Raw genomic sequence first — 18,341 nt, forward strand, 5'->3', positions numbered from 1 at the left:
CGGCCCATGGGTACCTCGCCGAGGTGCCGGGCCGATGCTCATTCGGCAATCCATTCGCCGGCCATCCCCTTCCCGTCAGTGCACGCGCAGGCGTCACCGCACCGAGAGAGATGTATGTACGCTCCTATCCAGACCCGCTGCTTCAAAGCCTATGACATCCGCGGCCAAGTGCCGACCGACCTCAACGACGACATCGCCTACCGTATCGGCCGCGCCCTTGTGGCCCAGCTGGGCGGGCGCAGTTACGTGGTTGGCCGCGATATGCGCCTGGAAAGCCCAGGCCTGTCCCGCGCCCTGATGAAAGGCTTGACCGAAGGCGGCGCCAATGTGATCGACATTGGCCTGTGCGGTACCGAAGAAGTCTACTTCGCCACCAGCCACTATGAGGCCGACGGCGGCATCATGGTCACCGCCAGCCACAACCCCAAGGGTTACAACGGCATGAAACTGGTGCGCGAACAGTCGCGCCCGATCAGCGGTGACACTGGCCTCAACGATATTCGTCAACGCGTCGAAGCCGGCGACCTCGGCACCCAGGCTGTAACAGCGGGCAGCATCCGCGAAGCGTTTGACAAGACCGCCTACATTGACCACCTGCTGACCTACATCGACCTGGACGCGCTCAAACCCCTGAAAGTACTGGCCGACCCCGGCAACGGCGCGGTCGGCCCGGTGCTTGAGCTGCTCAAGGCGCGCCTGCCGCTAGACATCACCATCATCAATGGCGAGCCCGACGGCAATTTCCCCAACGGCATCCCTAACCCGCTGCTGCCAGAGAACCGCGACCTGACCCGCCAGGCCGTGCTCGACACGGGTGCCGACATGGGCATCGCCTTCGACGGCGACTTCGACCGCTGCTTCTTCTTCGACAATCAGGGCCGCTTCATCGAGGGCTACTATGTGGTCGGCCTGCTGGCCGAAATGCTGCTGGCCAAGCACCCGGGCAGCAAGATCATCCACGACCCGCGCCTGACCTGGAACACCATCGAGCAAGTCAGTGCTGCCGGTGGCCAGGCCATCCAGAGCAAGACTGGCCATGCCTTCATCAAGGAGCGCATGCGCGCTGAAGATGCCGTGTACGGTGGCGAAATGAGCGCCCACCACTACTTCCGCGACTTCGCCTACTGCGACAGCGGCAACATCCCGTGGCTGCTGGTTGCCGCGCTGATGAGCGTCACCGGCAAGAGCCTGGCCCAGTTGGTGGACGAGCGCATTGCGGCGTTCCCCTGCAGTGGCGAGATCAACTACGAAGTGGCCGATGTGAAAGGCACCATCGAGAAGATTCTGGCCTTCTACCTGCCGCAGGAGCCGAGTGTCGACCGTACCGACGGCATCAGCGTCGAGTTTGCCGACTGGCGCTTCAGCCTGCGCGGGTCGAATACCGAGCCGTTGCTGCGCCTGAATGTCGAGAGCCGTGGCGATGAAGCGCTGGTGGGGCGTCGCGTCTATGAAATTGCCCGTCTGATCCAAGGATAATTATGTTCGGCATGCTCCGGGGCATCTGGGATTACAGAGGCTTCATTCTCACCTCCATCAAGAACGAGTTCATTTCGCGCTTTGCACGCAGCAAGCTGGGTGGTCTGTGGATGATCATCCACCCACTGTCACAGGTGGCCATCTATGCCCTCATCTTGTCCAATGTCCTCGGCGCACGCCTGCCGGGCATCGACAACAAGTACGCCTATGCGCTGTACTTGATCGCTGGCATCCTGGCGTGGAACCTGTTCGCCGAAATCGTCGGGCGTTGCCTAACGGTGTTCATCGAGCAGGGCAACCTGATGAAGAAAATGCGCTTTCCGCGCATTGCACTGCCGGTGATCGTGGTGGGCTCGTGCCTGCTCAACAACTTGCTGTTGTTTGCCGCCGTGATGATCATCTTCGCCGTGCTCGGTCATGCGCCCAACCTGCAGATGTTCTGGTTGCTGCCACTGACCCTGGTGGTAGTGGCCTTCGCCGTGGGGCTTGGTCTGGTGCTGGGGGTGATGAACGTGTTCCTGCGCGACATCGGCCAGGTGATCCCTATCGTCCTGCAGGTGTGGTTCTGGTTCACGCCGATCGTCTATTCGGTGAATATCGTCCCGGATTACCTCAAGGGGACGCTTGACCTCAACCCGATGTTCGCCATCGTCACCGCCTACCACAATGTGCTGGTCTACAAACTTGCGCCTGACTTGGCCGCACTAGCTGCCCCGGTCGGCATTGCCCTGGGCCTGATGGTGCTGGGCTTGTTCCTGTTCCGTCGCGCTTCCGCGGAAATGGTGGACTCCCTATGACACTCATGTCCGTCAACAATGTCGGCAAGGCGTACCGCAGCTACCGCTCGGAATGGCAACGCATCGCCCGCTGGTTCTACCTGCCGGTCAAGGCCAGCAGTGAGCACTGGGTGCTCAAGCACATCAGCTTCAACATCGAGGCCGGCGAGGCCATCGGTCTGGTCGGCCAGAACGGCGCCGGCAAGTCGACCCTGCTGAAGATGATTACCGGCACCCTGCAGCCGACCGAGGGCAGGGTTCTGGTGCATGGTCGCATCGCTGCCATTCTCGAACTGGGCATGGGCTTCAATGCCGAGCTCAGCGGGCGCCAGAACGCCTACCACGCGGCCGGGCTGATGGGTTTCACCACCGAGCAGATCGACAGCGTGATCGACGACATCGAAGACTTCGCCGAAATCGGCGAGTACTTCGACCAAGCAGTGCGCACTTATTCCAGCGGTATGCAGATGCGTGTGGCGTTTGCCGTGGCGACCGCCTTCCGCCCGGAAATCCTTATCATCGACGAAGCCTTGTCGGTCGGCGACAGCTACTTCCAGCACAAGAGCTTTGGCCGCATCAAGGAGTTCCAAAAGGCTGGTACCACGTTGCTGATCGTCTCCCACGACCGCGGTGCCATCCAGGCCCTGTGTAACCGGGCGATCCTGCTAGACGGCGGCACCGTGATCAAGGATGGCCCGCCCGAGGAGGTGATGGATTACTACAACGCCATCATCGCCCAGAAGGAAAACGCCACCGTCGAGTTGCAGACCTTGGCCGATGGCACTGTGCAGACCCGCTCGGGCAACGGCAAGGCCAATATCGACAGCGTGGCCCTCTACAATGCGCAGGGGCTACCCGTCGAGTACATTGCGGTGGGCGAGGACGTGTGCCTGAGTATTCGGGTCAAGGTCAACGCGCCCCTGCCCGAGCTGGTAGTCGGTTACGTGATCAAGGACCGTCTCGGCCAGGACGTGTTCGGTACCAACACACATCACCTGGAGTGCGTGCGCCACGACCTGAGCGCGGGCACTGTGCTGGATTACCGTTTCCGCTTCCCGGCCAACTTGGGCGTTGGTTCGTACTCGGTGGCGATCGCCCTGCACACGACCGACAGCCACATCGCCGATAACTTTGAATGGCGCGACCTGGCGTTGTTGTTCAACGTAGTCAACATGTCCGAAAAAACATTCGTCGGCCTGGCATGGATTCCGCCGACCGTGGAGTGCAAGTAATGAGTGCTGGTTTCTATAGGGCTTTCGAGGATCGCTACCGCGGCTCGAGAGATCTGATCACACAGCGGCTTGAAGCCTACCTGCCGTTTCTTGAGCCGTTGAAGTCGATTTACCCCGACTGCCCGGTGCTCGATATCGGTTGCGGCCGCGGTGAGTGGGTGCAACTGCTGCTGCGCGAAGGCTATGCGCCGGTCGGCGTGGACCTCGACGAAGGCATGCTCGAAGCCTGCCAGGCCCTGCAGCTGCCCGCCCACAAGGACGACGCCCTCAGCGCTTTGCGCAAGTTGCCGGACGATAGCCAGGTAGTGGTCAGTGGCTTCCACATTGCCGAGCATGTGCCGTTCCCCGTGCTCGAAGAACTGGTCGCCGAGGCCCTGAGGGTGCTGCGCCCGGCCGGGATGCTGATTCTGGAGACGCCCAACGCCGAAAACGTGATGGTCGGTACCAACAACTTCTACCTTGACCCTACCCATGAGCGGCCATTGCCAAATCAGCTGCTATCGTTCCTCACCGAGCATGCCGGCTTCGCACGTTCCAAGGTCGTGCGCCTGCAGGAGGCTCCCGAGCTGCGTGACGAGCTGGGCAAAATCGGTGTGCGGCAAGTTCTATGCGGTGCAAGTCCCGACTATGCTGTCGTCGCACAGAAAAATGGGGAGCCTTCAGTGATGGATGAATTCAAGGTATTTGAGGCTGACTATGGTGTTTCGCTCGACCAGTTGGCCGAGCGTTTTGACCAGGCATTGGAAGCTCGCCTGGCCAAACTGGAAGAAAAACTCGAAGTCGTTCATCTTCACCAGGCTAATCACAGCCGTGTAGCGCGTCCAGTGGCGCAGTCGCAGGGGCAGTTTGAACACCTGTTGGCGGTGCAGGAGATGCATGAAACCGCAATGGCGGCGTTGCAGCGGCAGTTCGGTGCGCTGCAGGAGCGGCTGGAACAGGCCCAGATCAGTGTATCGCGCGCGCAGGCAAGTGCCGAAAGCGCAGCGAAAGAGCGCAATCTGGCGCTGGAAAACTGCCATCACCATTACTTGCGTGCGGCGGCAGCCGAGCAACAGGTGCAGTTGATGCGCATGAGCAGTTCGTGGCGCCTGACCGCGCCCGTTCGTTGGCTTGCTCACTTACTGCAGGAGCCGACCCAGCATGGCAAGGCCTCACTGCTTAAGCTTCTGCGCCGTGTTGCCCCCCATGCCCGCCTCTGGGTGGGCCGACGCCCGGCAGTTCGCCGTTTGGCCATGGCCGTGCTGCGACGTTGCCCGGGGCTCGCCGACAGGGTGCGTGCGCTGCTTGCGCCAGAACCTGTGGATGTAGCTAATGAACTCCAGCATGGCGTCATCGACCATGCACCTTTGACCCCGCGAGGCCGTGCGATCGAAAGCGCCCTCCGATCTGCAACGAAGAAGGGCTGAAACGAATGCGTATTGTAATTGACATGCAAGGTGCGCAAACCGAAAGCCGCTTCAGAGGTATTGGGCGCTACAGTTTGTCTCTGGCACAGGGCATTGTGCGCAACTGCGCAGACCATGAGGTTTACCTGCTGCTCAATGGCATGCTGCACGAAAGTATCGAGCCGATCCGCGCGGCGTTCATCGATCTTCTGCCGCAAAGCCAGATTCGCGTGTGGTACGCCCAAGGGCCGGTATCTGACCGAGATCCCGCTAACCATGGCCGCCGGTTGGTCGCAGAGCGTATTCGCCAGGCCTGCATTGATGAACTGATGCCTGATGTGGTGCATATCACCAGTTCAGTAGAAGGTTTCATCGATGACGCGGTGATCGGTCCCCCGCAACTCGACAGCCAAGCTCTGGTCAGTTGCACGCTCTACGACCTGATTCCGCTGATAAGTCCAGATAAATATCTGGACACTAACCCGGCCTACAAAAAGCACTACCTGGAGAAGGTCGAGGCCTACAAGCATTACGATCTACTGCTGTCGATTTCCGAATTCGCGCGCCAGGAGGCACTTTCGCTGTTGCCGCTCGAGCAAGCGTGCGTGGTCAATGTGTCCACAGCAGCGGACGCTATCTTTCGGCCTATTATCCAGGACGAGGCACAGTGCAAGGCCCTGGCTGCCAAGTTCAAGTTGCGAGAGCCGTTCGTGCTTTATTCGGGCGGGGCGGATGAGCGCAAGAACCTTGTCCGCCTGATCAAAGCCTTCGCCAAAGTCAAGCGGGACGTTGCCAATGTCCAATTGGTGTTCGCCGGCAAGATGCCGCAGTTCCATATCGACCAGTACCGTGCTGCTGCACTGAGCCAAGGGCTGAGCGAGACTGACCTGGTGTTCACCGGCTATATCACCGACGAAGAGTTGGTGGCCTTGTATAACGCCTGCCGGGTTTATGTCTTCCCCTCCTGGCACGAGGGCTTTGGCTTGCCACCGCTCGAGGCCATGAAGTGTGGCGCTGCGGTGATCGGGTCCAACACCTCCAGCGTGCCTGAGGTAATCGGTTGGGACGATGCGACGTTCGACCCGTTGGACGTCCAGGCGATCGCTGGCAAGGTGCTGCAGGCGCTGAACGACGACGAGTTCCGCAGCGCGCTGGTTGCACACGGCCTGCAGCGTGCCGAAACGTTCTCGTGGGATCTTACCGGCAAGGCTGCGATCGCAGCTTTTGAGCAAGCCTTGAAACAGTTGGATGGCAAAACGAAACCCGCCGCCACGGCCGACCCAGTGGAAGCCTTGATCGCGCAGTTGGCTGAAAGCAACTTGTTGCATGATGGTAGCCTGGATATCCATCGTCTTGCCAAGGCTATCGATTACTCGCTGCAAGGGCTGTCAGGCAAACCTCAGCTTCTGGTCGATATTTCCGAGCTGAGCAAACATGACGGCAAGAGTGGCATCCAGCGAGTGGTGCGCAGTATCTTGCTGGAGTGGTTGAGCCACCCGCCTGCCGGTTATGACGTTCAGCCTGTGTACACGGTGGCGGGCGAAGCTTTCTACAGGTACGCCTCGCGCTTCACTGCCAAGTTCCTTGGCAAGCCCTTCGAGGGCGTTGAGGATGAAGCTATTACGTATCGGGCAGGTGATGCCTACCTGTGCCTGGACTTGTTGATGGATGTGCTGCCCCACAAGCGCAGCTACTTCAACACCCTTCGCGCGCACGGCGTGAGCATATTCTTCGTCGTTTACGACCTGCTGATTCTGCAGTTGCCTCACTGCTTCGTGGACAGCCTGCAGACCCACTACCTTAAATGGATCCAGGCCGTCGCACAGTATGACGGTGCGTTGTGCATCTCCCATGCTGTGGCCGATGAACTTCGCGAATGGCTGGGTGAGCACTATCCAGAGCGTCTGCCAAACTTCCGCATCGGTGCCTTCCATCTGGGTGCGGACATCGACCAGTCGATGCCGTCCAAGGGGCTTCCCGAGGACCCGGCGATGCGCCTGGAGGCGTTGGTGCCGAATACCAACTTCCTCATGGTGGGAACGCTTGAACCGCGCAAAGGCCATGCGCAGACCCTGGCAGCCTTCGAGTTGCTGTGGGCGCAGGGCGTGCAGGCCAACCTGGTCATCGTTGGCAAGCATGGCTGGCTGGTGGATGAATTGGCTGCCAAGCTGGCTAACCACCCCGAGCGAGGCAAGCGCTTGCTGTGGCTCAACGGCGCGAGTGATGAATACCTTGAGCATCTCTACAAGTCGTGTGATTGCCTCATCGCAGCGTCTTATGGCGAAGGGTTCGGGTTGCCGTTGATCGAGGCTGCCCAGCAGGGCCTGCCGATCTTTGCCCGAGACCTTCCAGTGTTCAGGGAAGTGGCCGGTGAGCATGCATTCTATTTCAAGGGGCCGGATGCGCAGGAGATGGCGTCGGGACTTCAAGCCTGGCTGGAGCTGCATGCGGGCGGCAAGCAACCCACCTCCACTGCCATGCCATGGATGACTTGGAAGCAAAGTGCAGGGCAACTCGCCAGCGAGTTGAACCGAGTACGCAAAGTGCCCTTTGCCCAGGCATGAGTGATTGAGTGGTAAAAGAAAACCGCCCCCGATGTTGAGTCGGGGGCGGTTAATGAGATGGTCACCCCGACACCCTGCGAGGGCTACGCTTTCGCAGGGTGTTTTCATTCCGGAGGCCATCATCATGAGCGATTTGGCACTGGTCGGTATCGACCTCGGCAAACATACCTTTCATCTGCACGGCCAGGATAAGCCCGGCCGGGAGCTGTTTCGCCAGAAGCTCTCACGACAGCAAATGATGCGGTTCTTCGCCAACCTGCCAGCGTGCACCGTGGTGATGGAAGCATGCGCCGGCGCACATTTCGTCGCTCTTGAGCTGACCGCCCTGGGGCATCAGGCGAGGCTGATTTCTCCTCAGTTCGTTAAGCCCTTTGTCAAAGGCAACAAAAACGATTTCGTCGATGCGCAAGCTATCTGCGAAGCCGCTTCGCGCCCTTCGATGCGTTTCGTTTCGCCCAAGACCGAAGCTCAGCAGACTCTTTCTGTGTGACATCGCCTACGCGAGTCACTGATCTGTGACCGCACTAAGGCCGTCAACCAGATGCATGGGTTCTTGCTTGAGTTCGGCATCAGCTTGCCTCAGGGCCTGGCGGTCATGAAGCGTTTGTCTGCTGTTCTAGCGGAGCACGAGCTGCCTGCTCGGCTGACAGTGCTGCTGCAACGTCTGCATGACCATTTCGCCTATTTGGACGAGCAGGTCAAGGCACTGGATAAAGAGCTGGTTGGCCAGCTGGCCGACGATGATCTAGGGCGTCGTTTGTTGAGCATGCCCTGTGTCGGGCCGATCACCGCCAGCCTGCTGGCTGTGGAAATGGGCGATGGTCAGCAATACGGCTGCAGTCGCGATTTTGCCGCTTCTCTAGGCTTGGTGCCCAGGCAGTACAGCACTGGCGGCAAAGCTAACTTGCTAGGGATCAGCAAGCGAGGCGACAAGAATCTGCGACGCCTTTTGGTGCAATGCGCCAGGGTCTACATGCAGAACCTGGCGCGGCAGAAGGGGGCTCTGGCGGACTGGGTGCGAGCGCTTATGACGCGCCGACACTCAAACGTGGTCGCCTGTGCACTGGCCAATAAATTCGCCCGCATAGCTTGGGCGATTTCTGCTCATCACTCCCAATACGAAACAGGGCCAGGCGCCTTGAACGCCTGACCCTGTGGTTGTTGCTGTACCACGATTCACCTTTCAGGTTTTGCGATAGCTGAGCAATAGATGAAATAAACGGCCTACCGGCCTGGCGAGGATCCTGACATAAAAATCGGCTCTCGAAGCCGAGCGGTTTTTAAGGATCGTCAGGCGCGGCTCTCATCGTGGCGCGGGGCTTGCCCCAATTTGACGCCGGATAGATTTAAGCAAGCCATCCATTTCATCCGTTAATCAGTATTGCAAAAAATGGGGTGACCATAGATTTTCATGGCGGAATGCTTATTCCACGATACGCAAGGCGACGAACCCGATGGCTAATCGTCGTTCATCGCCACTACCACTGACTTCCTTGGGCGAGATCGGGTGCGGCGGGATGAAGGTGATGCTGTCAGCGTCAGTATTCCCGAGGTCCACATGGACACGTACTTGCGTCACGCCGCTCTGCAACACGATCGGATACGCCTGGTTGCCGATTTCCACGCGAATCGACTGCCCCACATTGGCCGCATAAGCCTGTGCTTCGAGGACCAGAGTGAATCTGTGCGGCAGTTTGCGGTTGAATTCGAATTTCACGCGCGACTTGTCCGACCAAAGTCCCCAGGGTTCGAAGTTGGAAACACCCTTCGCATTTCGGATAAAGTCCGGCCAGCGGCCCTTCGTGAAGTCGATGCCGGCATCCAGAGTAGCGGGGTAGCGGGTGCCCAGGGCGTCGGCCTGATAGCCTGCTTGCTGCATGATTTCCAGGGCAGACTTGCCTTGCAACTGCGGATGCTTGCTGCCGGGGAGCTTGAAGAACACCAGTTCGCCATTGCTACTCTGCAGCGTTGCAGGTTCCTGCAGGAGCGAACCGAGCTCGCTGATCAAGGCCTCGGCATTATCTGCATAACCCCGACGATCAATGGTAATGCCTTCGAAGCCGAGGTTGCGCGCCACTTCAATCTGCTTGGCCATCGGCTCTTGGGCCAACGAGCGATAGAACAGGTCGCCCGGTCGCCCCTTCATTCCGCCAAAGCTCCAGTGCAACGAGGTGGAATGAAGTACGCCGGCCATCATCTGGTAATTCAGCAGACGGTGCAATGGCGGGGTCTCCGGGAAGCCAATATAGGGCAGCTGGTAGATGGCAGCGCCTTGGGGCAATGCCTGCTCGATGGCGTGGACGAAGGCTCTGTCGCTTTCGAATGCGTTTTTCTGCAGCTGGTTGCAGCCAAGGCACGCTGGACTGGTCTGGTCATACAGGCCAACCAGCAACATGGCCGATGCCACTGCGGCCGGGTAGCGCGAAAGGCGAGGCGCATAACGGTGCAGAAGCAGTTCAAGTGCCAGGAACAGGAAAAGAATCGCGCCAAAGGCAATGAAGATGCTGATCCTGTTCCAGCCCCTGATTGATGGGGATACCAGCATGGCGAATAGCGAGCCAAGGCCACCGATGGTGGCGAACAGGAAAAGCACCAGTGTGGTTGCCGCCACCAGCCGCAGACGCTCGTCGGCCAGCACCCCCGCTGGCGAGAACACGACGTAGAGCAGTGCCAGGAGGAAGCCTGCGGCGCCGATCAGGCCCATCGACGAGGTATTGTTCTCGTTGATCAGGGGGGTCGAGCTGTTATAAGCCTGGCCGACTTTGGCCAGCGTCGAAGACCTGTGCTCCGGCCGTGGCAGCAGCAGCTGCATCATTTTCAGGCCGTAAATCTCTGATTCGACGAATGAGCGCTTGGCGACTTCGGGGTTGCGACCTTCGGTGAAGTTGCCCAAGAGATTCGGAGCGACATTGATGAGGATGCCGAAGACCACGGCTGCACACAGCGCCGCAGCTTTGCCCATGCCGCGCGGCCGGCCCGTTTTGATCCAGCTCAGCACACCTGCCATGGCGATGACTATCACGCCGAACAGAGCGTAGTAGACACCAAAGGAGGCGAGTACGATCAGGCCCAAGGCCATGCCGGCCAGTTTGCCACGCGTGCTGGCCTGACCCTTGGCGGGCAAGCTTGGGCATGTGCGGTACACACTCAGCGCGAGACCGAAGAATACAGGAGCAATGAAGTACCACGTGTAGAACAAGTGTTGCAGGCGCAGAAAATGGAATGGCAGGAAGGTGTAGAGCAGGCCTGCGGCCATCGCAAAGCTGCGGTTCAGCCCAAATACGCGGCTCGTGGCGAACGTTGCGACGAAGCACACCGGAAAGCCCAGCAGGAAGAACAGATTGACGCCGGCGACCCAGCTCCCTCCCAGCATGGACAGCAACTTGATGGCCAGATGGCTGCCACCATCAGACCCCGGGAAATCGAGGAAGCTAGAGCCGAAGGGGTAACCGCTACGGGCATTGTCGAACACCCAACCTTCTTCGACACGTTGTGCCATCCAGGCATGGAACAGGCTGTCGCCGGCATAGCTGTAAGGGGTGGACAGGTCTGGAATCAGACCTGCCGGTGTACCACTCATCAAGATGCTGGCGAAGAAAAACGAGAATATTGCGCCGACCAGCATCAACCCCCAGCTGTCAGCCAGTATGCTCTTCAGGCCAGGTGCAGAGGTTTGGCCAGCCATGGCCGGGCGTGCGAAGTGTTGAGAATTCACCGAGCTGCTCACCTAGTCAAAATTCACACGTTCAGCTTCCACCACCAGTGGCATGTTACGCATCTGCGTATGCACCGACCCCAGGTACTCACCCAGCATGCCAAGGAACAGGATCTGCACCGAGCTGAAGAAGAACAGCGAGATCAGCAGTGGCGCGATACCCATCTGGAACGAGTTCCAGAACACCAGCTTAGCCAGCAGGAAGCCGAACGCAGCCAACAGGCTCAGGCCCGCGAGCAGGCCGCCGCCCATCACCATCAGGCGCAGTGGCACCTTGGAGTGGTTGGTGATGCCCAGCATGGCGATGTCATACAGGGTGTAGAAGTTGTTCTTGGTGATGCCGCGCTGGCGGCGTGGCTGCTTGAACGGCACGGTGGCGATCGGGAAGCCGATTTCGCACAGGAGGCCGCGGAAGTACGGGTACGGGTCGTCGATCTTCTTCAGGATATCCAGCACGGCGCGGTCGAACAGGCCGGCACCGGTGGCGTTCTGCACCAGGGGCACTTCCGAAATGCGCGTGACGAAGCGGTAGTAGGCGCGGCGCACCAGGAACATCATGCGCGACTCTTCGCTTTCCGGCTTCACTGCCATTACGGTCTTGAAGCCTTCTTCCCACTTTTTGACGAACTCTTCGATCATCTCGGGCGGGTCTTGCAGGTCGGAGGCGATCAGCACGGCGCAGTCGCCGTTGACCTGCAGCAGGGCATGGTAAGGCGAGCGGATATGGCCGAAGTTGCGCGCGTTGAAGATCACCTTGACGCGCTTGTCCTGTGCGGCCAGTGCCCGCAGCTTCGCGTGGCTGCCGTCGGTGGAGCAGTTGTCGATGAACACATGTTCGTAATCGTAATCAAGGCGTGACATGACCTCGACGATGCGCTGGTACAGCTCATCGATGTTGGCTTCTTCGTTGTAGCAGGGAGTCACTATGCTGATCAGCTTACGCATAATTGAAAACGAACCTGTTATTGATGACAAAGGAGAGCAGGGCCATAGGCACGATCAATGCCATGCCGGCCAGGTAGGGGTCGACACCCAGCAGCTTGAGCGCTGCGATGCCGGCCACGTTGGCGCCATAAACCACGCCATACCCGGCCACGAACCTGAAGATCAGTTTGTTGTTCTTCGAGCCGAACACCAGGGCCCCGGTGCTTTTGAAATTGAAGGCAACGCCCAGAATGGTGGCCAGTAGCAAGGCCGCGCTGTAGTGCAGGCCCAGGTACAGGAACCCGGCAAAGCAGCCGTAGCCGAATGCCGCGTTCAGCACGCCCACCAGCAGGAAGCGGAACAGCTTTACCTGCAGCAGGCGGCGTATCCAGGGGAGTGACGGGTTAGTATCTTGCATCGAGCTGCTGCCTGATCTCGCGAACCACGCCACTGAGCGACGAGTCACCGGGCACATAGCCAAACAGGTGCTCGGCCCGGCGGTTGTGGGAATAGTAATGGGCCTTGGGGCCGGTGGCATTGACTCGGGCCTGGTCACCGGCAACGCAGTGTTGCAGGCCGAAGGCCTGGTCCAGTGCCGCCAGCAGCTCGAACTTGCCGACGGGCGCCTGGCTGTAGCAGTCGATGGCGGCATTGCACGGCGGTGCCTGAAGAATGCGGTCGATCAGCTGTAGGAAATCGGCAGGGGTCAGGTAATCCCGCAGCATGTCGTCCGGCGCCACTTCCAATACGCTGCCATTGTGCAGCGCACGCAGGATGTCGCTAAGGAAGAAGCGAGCCTCCGGGGCCTGGCGATGACTGAAGTAGCTGAATACCCGCACATCGACGATCGCCGCCTCGGGCAGTGCGCGGTGGCGGCATTCGGCCTGGAACTTGGCCGCGCCATACCAGTCCTGCGGGCGCAGGCCGTTGATCGGGAACACCGCATGGGAGGCCTCGGTCACCGGCGCCGCAAAATTGCTGCCGTAGGCCGCGCCGCTGCTGAGGTAGATGTAGCGGCACGAAGGGTGGCTGCGCAGGTAGTCCAGTGCGAGGTTGTCGTACTGCTCGGTGACGGTGAAGATATCCTTGCCCATCTGCACGGCGCGGGCCGGGTCGCCCACGCCGACGAAGTTGATGATCGCGTCGAACTGGCAGCTGGCGTCGAAGCCGGCATAGTTGCTGACGGCATAGCCCTTGCGCGCCGCAATGGCCAGCAACTCGGCGTCCAGCGCGGCGGGCGCGCGGACGAACAAAGTGCAGGCGTAGGCAGTGTGTGCGGCGATGCTGGCGACCAGGTCCTTGGCAATGTGGCTGCTGGCCCCGAGGATTGCCAACCTCACTGGCCAAGGTCCATCAGCGGCGACTGCTCATCGATCGGCCGACCGAATTCCAGGCGTGGCCGGCATTCGCGGGCATCGGGCATCAATACTTCGATCAGCATCGGCTTGCCGTTGGCCAGGAATTCGGCCACCGCCACATTGAAGGCGGCCAGGTCGATCACGCTGTGCGACGGGATGCCGTACGCTTCGCCAAGCGCCTTGAACTGCGAGGTGTAGCCGTTCCAATAGGTCGAAGAGTTGCGCCCCTCGAAATACATTTCCTGGAAGCCGCGCACCATGCCCAGCGAGTGGTTGTTCATGACGATGGTCAGGATCGGCAGTTGGTCGCGGGCGATGATGTCCAATTCCTGGATATTGAGCTGTGCACCGCCATCACCGGTTATGACGATGACCGGCTTGTCGCCGGCGATGCTCGCGCCAACGGCAGCAGGGATGGCGAAGCCCATGGTGCCCAGGCCACCGGAATGGTGCATGGCCTGATTGGGGCCCAGGCGCAGGGTGTGCGCGGCCCACATCTGGTTGTTGCCGACGTCGGCCACGTAGTCCAGGGCGCGGTCTGCGGTCAGGTCGTTGAGGCTGCTGAACAGTGCGAACGGGCTGACGCCCCAGGCCGCGTATTCGTCAGCGAACGACTGCGCGAACACCTTCTTCAGGTGCTGGCGCCAGGCTGCCGGAGCCGGCTGCAGCGTGGCGGCGTGGGCGATGAAGTCGGCGAACACGCCATCGAGTTCGGCGTGGATCGACTGCTGCGCCTTGACCCGGTTGTCCAGCTGGGCAGCATCCAGGTCGAACTGGATGACCTGGGCATTGGCGGCGAAGGTTTCGGTCTTGGCGCCGGTTTGGCGTACGTCCATGCGGCTACCGAACACTACCAGCAGGTCGCAGTTTTGTACGGCATGGTTGGCGGCGCGGGTGCCATAGGCCCCGAGCATGCCCAGGTAGTGCTCGCTGGCGGTGAGCTTCTCAGCGCCTTTGAGGCTGGCGACGTGGGGAATGCCCAGTTTGCCGACCTGGCTTAGCCAAGCGTTGAAGGTGGGGCAGTTGACAGCGCCGCCGCCGATCAGGAACAGCGGCTTCTGCGCCTTGGCCAGCGCGGCCCAGACCTCGCCGTACGAGGCCTGTGGTTCGGCCGCAGGGGCCGCCAGGCTGGCTTTCAGCAATTGGTCCAGCACGGCCTCATCAATTTCGGCGCGCTGGATGTCCATGGGGATGTCCAGCAGGACAGGCCCTGGACGGCCTTCTCGCGCGATACGCAGCGCTTTGAGCAGGCTCGGAATAAGTTCGTCGACGTGGGTGACCTGGTGCGCATACTTGGTGATGCTGCTCACCAGGGCCACGCTGTCGAGTTCCTGGAAGCCCTGCTGGCGGATAGGGCGGTCGCCCTTGAGCTCGTGGGTGTTCACCTGCCCGGTGAGGAACACGCACGGGTGGCTATCCAGCCAGCAGTCGGCAATGCCAGTGATCAGGTTGGTAGCGCCTGGGCCGCTGGTGCCCAGGGCTATGCCCATGACCTTGTGATGGGTCGCACGGGCGACCGCAGATGCAGCGAAGGCCGCGCCTTGCTCATGGTGCATGGATACCAACTTGGTCTTGCCGAGCAAGTTAATACTGTCCACCAGATGGGCGATCATTCCACCGATGAGCTCAAAACCATAGAGGACGTTGTGGTCCGCCAGAACTTTTGCCACTGCATCTGAAGCTTTCATAAGTTAGAAACCAATCCCGAAGAATTCTTCCAGTTTTTCACCGACGAAGTCGAAGTGTTCCTGGCCCAGCGAAGGCTGAACGCCCAGCCAGAAGGTCTGGTTCATGGTCCGGTCGGTGTTGGTCAGCTCACCGACTACACGGTATTCCACGTTGTGGAAGTACGGCTGGCGGATCAGGTTGCCGGCGAACAGCAGGCGGGTACCGATCTTGTGCTGGTCGAGGAACTTCAGCAGGTCGACACGCTTGACCCCTGCGCTTTCCTTCAGGGTGACCGGGAAGCCGAACCAGGACGGCTCGCTGTTTGGGGTTGGCTCGGCGATTTCCAGGAAGTCGCTCAGGGTCGACAGGCGCTCTTTGAGCAGCTTGAAGTTGCGCTTGCGGGTTTCGATGAACTCCGGCGCGCGGTCCAGCTGCGCCAGGCCACAGGCGGCCTGCATGTCGGTGATCTTCAGGTTGTAGCCAAGGTGGGCGTACACGTACTTGTGGTCGTAGCCTTGTGGCAGGCTGCCGAACTGTTGGCCGAAGCGGTTGCCGCAGGTGTCGTCGCAACCCGGCGCGCAGTAGCAGTCGCGGCCCCAGTCACGGAACGATTCGGCAATCAGCTTGAGCTGGGCGTTGTTGGTGAACACCGCGCCGCCTTCACCCATGGTGATGTGGTGAGCCGGGTAGAAGCTCAGGGTGGCGATGTCGCCGAAGGTGCCGACCAGCTTGCCGTCGTAGGTGGCGCCCAGGGCGTCACAGCAGTCTTCGACCAGCCACAGGTTGTGCTTCTCGCAGATTGCCTTGACCTTGGCCAGGTTGAACGGGTTGCCCAGGGTGTGGGCAAGCATGATGGCCTTGGTTTTCGGGGTGATGGCGGCCTCGATCAGGTCGGCATCGATGTTGTGGGTGGCCATGTCGACGTCGACGAACACCGGAATGGCACCGAACTGCACGATCGGGTTGACGGTGGTCGGGAAGCCGGCGGCCACACCGATTACTTCGTCGCCTTTCTTGATGGCGCGCTCACCCAGCTTGGGCGAGGTCAGGGTGCTGAAGGCCACCAGGTTGGCCGACGAACCCGAGTTGACGGTGATCAGGTATTTGACGCCGAGGAACTCGGCCAGTTTTTTCTCGAACTGGGCGTTGAAACGGCCGGTGGTCAGCCAGCCGTCCAGCGAAGCTTCGACCATCAGTTGCAGTTCACGGGCGCCGATCACCTTGCCCGAAGGAGGGATGACGGTTTCGCCCCCAACAAAAGGTTTGGCAGCCAGGGCCATCTGGGCATAGCGCTCGACGAGCTGGCTGATTTCCTGACGGAGCATATCGGGGGTCATAGTAGTTCCTGCTCAAGCTAATTGTGGTTTAGGCGCCAGAAGCCATGGCGGCCATGTAGCTGTTGATTTCGTCCACGCAACGGGCGTGCATGTCATCGCCCTGCAGCCAGGCGCGGTGCCAGTTGACGATGTAGGTCAAGGTGGTCTCGAGGTTCCAGGTCGGCTCCCACTTCAGGTGGGCGCGGGCCTTGGAGATATCCAGTTTCAGGTAGCGGGCTTCGTGCGGCTGCGGGTCGTTGTCCAGCTGCCAGCGAGCGCCATCACCCCACGCCTGGACCATGTGGTCGAGGATCCATTCGACGGGGCGTGCATCTTCGTCGCGGGGGCCGAAGTTCCAGCCCTGCGCGACGGCGTGGCCATGCTCCCATAGCTGCTGGGCCAGAACAAGGTAACCGCTCAGCGGCTCCAGCACGTGCTGCCAGGGGCGGGTGGCCTTGGGGTTGCGTACTACCACCGGCTCACCCTGCGCCACGGCGCGCAGGATGTCGGGGATCAGCCGGTCGTCAGCCCAGTCGCCGCCACCGATGACGTTGCCGGCGCGGGCCGAGGCCAGAGCCGCCGTATGTTCAGTGTTGAAAAACGAGTTGCGGTAGGCGCTGGTGATCAGCTCGACGCAGCCCTTGCTGTTGCTGTAGGGGTCGTGGCCGCCCATGGGCTCGTTTTCACGGTAGCCCCATTCCCATTCCTGGTTTTCGTAGCACTTGTCGGTGGTGACATTGACGATGGCGCGCAGGCTCGGGCATTGGCGTGCGGCTTCCAGCACGTGCACCGTGCCCATCACGTTGGTGGCATAGGTTTCCACCGGCTCACGATACGACAGCCGTACCAGTGGCTGAGCTGCCATGTGGATCAGGATGTCCGGGTCGAACGCCGTCATGCTCTCGGTGATGGCCGCCAGGTCGCGGATGTCGCCGATCTGCGAGGCGTGCATGCCGCGCTCGACCTGCGCCTGTTCGAACAGCGACGGGGTGGTCGGCGGTGCCAGGGCAAAGCCCTTCACCTGCGCGCCCATGCCCTGCAGCCACAGGGCCAGCCAGCTGCCCTTGAAGCCGGTATGGCCGGTGAGGAATACCTTCTTGCCTTGCCAGAAGGCGGCCGAGACGGAAGCTTTCATGTTCTAGTTATTCCCAGGATTTCCACGGCGCGGTGCCATTCTGCCACAGCTTTTCCAGCAGGTTCTTGTCGTGCAGGGTGTCCATCGGCTGCCAGAAACCGGCGTGCTCGAAGGCCATCAGCTGGCCGTCGTCGGCCAGGCCCATCAGCGGCTCCTGCTCCCAGACGGTGCTGTCGGCGCTCAGGCGGTCGAGCACCTTCGGGGAAAGGACGAAGAAGCCGCCATTGATCATGGCGCCGTCGCCTTTTGGCTTTTCCTTGAAGTTCAGGACCTGGCCTTCGCTGATGTCCAGCGCACCGAAACGGCCCGGCGGGTAGGTCGCGGTCAGGGTCGCGTCCTTGCCGTGGCGCTTGTGGAAAGCGATGGTGGCGCTGATGTCCATGTCGCCCACGCCATCACCGTAGGTGAAGCAGAAGGCTTCTTCGTGGCGCACGTAGTCGGCCACGCGGCGCAGGCGGCCGCCGGTCATCGAGGTTTCGCCGGTGTCCACCAGGGTCACGTTCCAGTCTTCGGCACGCTTGTCGTGCACTTCCATGCTGTTGTCGCGCATGTTGAAGGTGACATCCGAGGTGTGCAGGAAGTAGTTGGCGAAGTACTCCTTGATCATGTAGCCCTTGTAGCCGCAGCAGATGATGAAGTCATTGATGCCGTGCGAGGAGTACATCTTCATGATGTGCCAGAGGATCGGCTTGCCGCCGATTTCGACCATCGGCTTGGGGCGAGTACCGGTCTCTTCGCTCAAGCGCGTCCCCAGTCCACCTGCCAGAATGACTGCTTTCATGACTGCTCCTT

The 18,341-nt window shown here is 60.5% G+C and carries 13 protein-coding genes and 1 pseudogene; 6 read left to right on the forward strand and 8 right to left on the reverse strand.

Annotated features, from left to right (window positions below):
* Nucleotides 1-114 precede the first annotated feature (114 nt).
* The 6 genes and pseudogenes from BGP85_RS20405 to BGP85_RS20430 all read left to right on the forward strand — a co-directional run bounded on the left by BGP85_RS20405 (nt 115) and on the right by BGP85_RS20430 (nt 8,583).
* Nucleotides 115-1,476, forward strand: coding sequence for a phosphomannomutase (locus tag BGP85_RS20405; protein ID WP_103449601.1), 1,362 nt, complete (start codon nt 115-117; stop codon nt 1,474-1,476).
* Nucleotides 1,477-1,478: 2 nt separating this feature from the next.
* Nucleotides 1,479-2,273, forward strand: coding sequence for an ABC transporter permease (locus tag BGP85_RS20410; protein ID WP_103449602.1), 795 nt, complete (start codon nt 1,479-1,481; stop codon nt 2,271-2,273).
* Complete coding sequence (locus BGP85_RS20415; protein WP_103449603.1) at nt 2,270-3,484, forward strand: ABC transporter ATP-binding protein; 1,215 nt, start codon at nt 2,270-2,272, stop codon at nt 3,482-3,484. The genes BGP85_RS20410 and BGP85_RS20415 overlap by 4 nt, the downstream gene beginning before the upstream one ends.
* On the forward strand, nt 3,388-4,890 hold the full coding sequence (locus tag BGP85_RS20420; RefSeq protein WP_258035900.1) for a methyltransferase domain-containing protein: 1,503 nt from the start codon (nt 3,388-3,390) through the stop codon (nt 4,888-4,890). The genes BGP85_RS20415 and BGP85_RS20420 overlap by 97 nt, the downstream gene beginning before the upstream one ends.
* 5 nt (nt 4,891-4,895) lie before the next feature.
* A complete protein-coding gene (locus tag BGP85_RS20425) occupies nt 4,896-7,433 on the forward strand; it encodes a glycosyltransferase family 4 protein (RefSeq protein WP_103449605.1) in 2,538 nt (845 codons plus the stop codon).
* Nucleotides 7,434-7,557: 124 nt separating this feature from the next.
* Nucleotides 7,558-8,583: pseudogene (locus BGP85_RS20430) on the forward strand (IS110 family transposase).
* A gap of 273 nt (nt 8,584-8,856) precedes the next feature.
* Here BGP85_RS20430 and BGP85_RS20435 read toward each other — a convergent pair.
* Genes BGP85_RS20435 through rfbF form a run of 8 tightly spaced genes read right to left on the reverse strand, consistent with a single transcriptional unit; the run spans nt 8,857 to nt 18,330 of the window.
* Nucleotides 8,857-11,148 (reverse strand): DUF7024 domain-containing protein, encoded by a 2,292-nt coding sequence (locus BGP85_RS20435; protein WP_258035901.1) that lies wholly within the window; start codon nt 11,146-11,148, stop codon nt 8,857-8,859.
* Between the two features lie 12 nt (nt 11,149-11,160).
* Nucleotides 11,161-12,093: a glycosyltransferase family 2 protein gene (locus tag BGP85_RS20440; protein ID WP_103449606.1), complete on the reverse strand. Its 933-nt coding sequence runs from the start codon at nt 12,091-12,093 to the stop codon at nt 11,161-11,163.
* Complete coding sequence (locus BGP85_RS20445) at nt 12,086-12,490, reverse strand: GtrA family protein (RefSeq protein WP_103449607.1); 405 nt, start codon at nt 12,488-12,490, stop codon at nt 12,086-12,088. The genes BGP85_RS20440 and BGP85_RS20445 overlap by 8 nt, the downstream gene beginning before the upstream one ends.
* Complete coding sequence (locus BGP85_RS20450; RefSeq protein ID WP_103449608.1) at nt 12,477-13,412, reverse strand: NAD-dependent epimerase/dehydratase family protein; 936 nt, start codon at nt 13,410-13,412, stop codon at nt 12,477-12,479. Before BGP85_RS20450 ends, BGP85_RS20445 begins: the two co-directional genes overlap by 14 nt.
* Nucleotides 13,409-15,118: a thiamine pyrophosphate-binding protein gene (locus tag BGP85_RS20455; protein ID WP_103449609.1), complete on the reverse strand. Its 1,710-nt coding sequence runs from the start codon at nt 15,116-15,118 to the stop codon at nt 13,409-13,411. Before BGP85_RS20455 ends, BGP85_RS20450 begins: the two co-directional genes overlap by 4 nt.
* Before the next feature lie 3 nt (nt 15,119-15,121).
* Complete coding sequence (rfbH, locus tag BGP85_RS20460) at nt 15,122-16,435, reverse strand: lipopolysaccharide biosynthesis protein RfbH (RefSeq protein WP_103449610.1); 1,314 nt, start codon at nt 16,433-16,435, stop codon at nt 15,122-15,124.
* 28 nt (nt 16,436-16,463) lie between these two features.
* Nucleotides 16,464-17,549: a CDP-glucose 4,6-dehydratase gene (gene rfbG, locus BGP85_RS20465; protein ID WP_103449611.1), complete on the reverse strand. Its 1,086-nt coding sequence runs from the start codon at nt 17,547-17,549 to the stop codon at nt 16,464-16,466.
* 7 nt (nt 17,550-17,556) lie between these two features.
* On the reverse strand, nt 17,557-18,330 hold the full coding sequence (gene rfbF / locus BGP85_RS20470) for a glucose-1-phosphate cytidylyltransferase (RefSeq protein WP_103449612.1): 774 nt from the start codon (nt 18,328-18,330) through the stop codon (nt 17,557-17,559).
* Nucleotides 18,331-18,341 lie beyond the last annotated feature (11 nt).

It is taken from the genome of Pseudomonas putida (assembly GCF_002906855.1).
In the GTDB taxonomy this organism is placed as follows: domain Bacteria; phylum Pseudomonadota; class Gammaproteobacteria; order Pseudomonadales; family Pseudomonadaceae; genus Aquipseudomonas; species Aquipseudomonas putida_N.

Bases quoted from the DNA above. Each gene is read 5' to 3' on its own strand.
- BGP85_RS20405 (WP_103449601.1), top strand. From the start codon at position 115: ATGTACGCTCCTATCCAGACCCGCTGCTTCAAAGCCTATGACATCCGC.
- BGP85_RS20410 (WP_103449602.1), top strand. From the start codon at position 1,479: ATGTTCGGCATGCTCCGGGGCATCTGGGATTACAGAGGCTTCATTCTC.
- BGP85_RS20415 (WP_103449603.1), top strand. From the start codon at position 2,270: ATGACACTCATGTCCGTCAACAATGTCGGCAAGGCGTACCGCAGCTAC.
- BGP85_RS20420 (WP_258035900.1), top strand. From the start codon at position 3,388: ATGGCGCGACCTGGCGTTGTTGTTCAACGTAGTCAACATGTCCGAAAA.
- BGP85_RS20425 (WP_103449605.1), top strand. From the start codon at position 4,896: ATGCGTATTGTAATTGACATGCAAGGTGCGCAAACCGAAAGCCGCTTC.
- BGP85_RS20440 (WP_103449606.1), bottom strand. From the start codon at position 12,093: ATGCGTAAGCTGATCAGCATAGTGACTCCCTGCTACAACGAAGAAGCC.
- BGP85_RS20445 (WP_103449607.1), bottom strand. From the start codon at position 12,490: ATGCAAGATACTAACCCGTCACTCCCCTGGATACGCCGCCTGCTGCAG.
- BGP85_RS20455 (WP_103449609.1), bottom strand. From the start codon at position 15,118: ATGAAAGCTTCAGATGCAGTGGCAAAAGTTCTGGCGGACCACAACGTC.
- rfbH (WP_103449610.1), bottom strand. From the start codon at position 16,435: ATGACCCCCGATATGCTCCGTCAGGAAATCAGCCAGCTCGTCGAGCGC.
- rfbG (WP_103449611.1), bottom strand. From the start codon at position 17,549: ATGAAAGCTTCCGTCTCGGCCGCCTTCTGGCAAGGCAAGAAGGTATTC.
- rfbF (WP_103449612.1), bottom strand. From the start codon at position 18,330: ATGAAAGCAGTCATTCTGGCAGGTGGACTGGGGACGCGCTTGAGCGAA.